Genomic DNA, 1,647 nt, shown 5'->3' on the forward strand with positions numbered 1-1,647 from the left:
TGGTGAACTGAAGAAAATCACTCCGGATATCCCGGTTACGACTAATCTGATGGGATTTTATCCTGAACTGGATTACTTTAAATGGGCGAAGGAGATGGACGTCGTGTCATGGGATAACTATCCTTCCCTCGACACACCGTACAGTCATACGGCGATGACCCACGCACTCATGCGTGGTCTTAAGGGCGGGCAGCCCTTCATGCTGATGGAACAGACACCAAGCGTCCAGAATTGGCAGCCGTACAATTCCGCGAAGCGTCCAGGCGTTATGCGCCTATGGAGTTATCAAGCGGTAGCGCATGGCGCGGATACGGTGATGTTCTTCCAATTGCGGCGTTCAATTGGAGCTTGCGAGAAGTATCACGGCGCAGTGATCGAGCATGCGGGACATGAACATACCCGCGTATTTCGCGAGTGCGCGGAACTGGGCAAGGAATTGCAGCAGCTTGGCGACAAGCTGCTCGATGCCAGGTCCGATGCTAGAGTAGCTATTATCTATGATTGGGAGAATCGCTGGGGGATCGAACTGTCGAGCGGTCCGAGCATAGCGTTGAATTATGTGGGCGAGGTCCATAAATACTATGATGCCCTGCACCAGCTCCATATCCAGACCGATATGATCAGCGTAGAGGACGATTTGAGCCAATACGACGTTGTTGTTGCGCCCGTGATGTACATGTCGAAACAAGGATTTGCCGAGCGCGTAGAAGCCTTCGTATCCCAGGGAGGAACCTTCTTAACGACGTTCTTCAGCGGGATTGTTAACGAGAACGATCTCGTTACGCTTGGAGGCTACCCAGGCGAGCTTCGCAAAGTGCTTGGAATATGGGCAGAGGAGATCGATGCCTTGCTGCCAGGCACACAGAATCAGATGGTGATTCGTGGTCGGCAAGGACGTCTGGAAGGAGATTATGATTGCGGAATCCTGTGCGACGTGATCCACGCCGAAGGGGCGGAGGTCGTTGCTGAGTATGGCTCGGACTATTATCAGGGAACGCCGTCATTAACCGTTGTCCTCAACCATACAGCTAATCCTCAGGAAGTATCCCTTGGAGAGAGCGTCTATGTCGATCTCCTGACAGGCAGGGAAGAGCGAGAGCGTTGCATAATTCCGGGGCGCGGGGTCATGATTCTGGAGGACACGGGCAACTAAAATAAGACCACCGCCATCTCAGTAGAGTGATATGCTCCCATCATAGTAGACAGTAGAAAAAACAAAACTCTACTTCTACCATGAGGGGAGTTTTTGTAATGTCCAAAAGAAGCCCGATTTCATATGAAATCAAGATCGAAGTTGTAAGGCGTTGCCTGCAACATGAATCCAATCCCAACCATGAGGCAAAACAACTGGGGGTCCATAAAAACACGGTTACCGATTGGATAAGAAAATACAAGGTAGATGGAGAAGAAGGTTTAAAAGAATCCAGGGGATGGAAATCTTACTCCAAGGAGCTAAAACTATCTGCCATTCAAGATGTACGCTCTGGTGAATACTCTGTACGAGCGGTGGCGAAAAAGTACCATATTTCGAGTAAATCTGTGTTAGAGAGCTGGATTTCCAAGTATACTGAAGGGGTGAAAATGAAACCAACTCGGAAAAGGATTGAATCCCCTCATATGAATAAAGGACGGAAAACGACTTACGAA

Annotated in this window: 2 protein-coding genes; both read left to right on the forward strand. The window is 49.5% G+C overall.

Going from position 1 to position 1,647, the window contains the following annotated elements; all coding sequences use genetic code 11:
- Window positions 1–1,153: beta-galactosidase (locus tag ACFRAK_RS27335; RefSeq protein WP_394572932.1), on the forward strand; the 1,153-nt coding region annotated here is incomplete at its 5' end.
- A gap of 98 nt (window positions 1,154–1,251) precedes the next feature.
- On the forward strand, window positions 1,252–1,647 hold a 396-nt coding region (locus ACFRAK_RS27340), incomplete at its 3' end, for a helix-turn-helix domain-containing protein (RefSeq protein ID WP_394572933.1).

It is taken from the genome of Peribacillus sp. NPDC056705, from assembly GCF_043656335.1.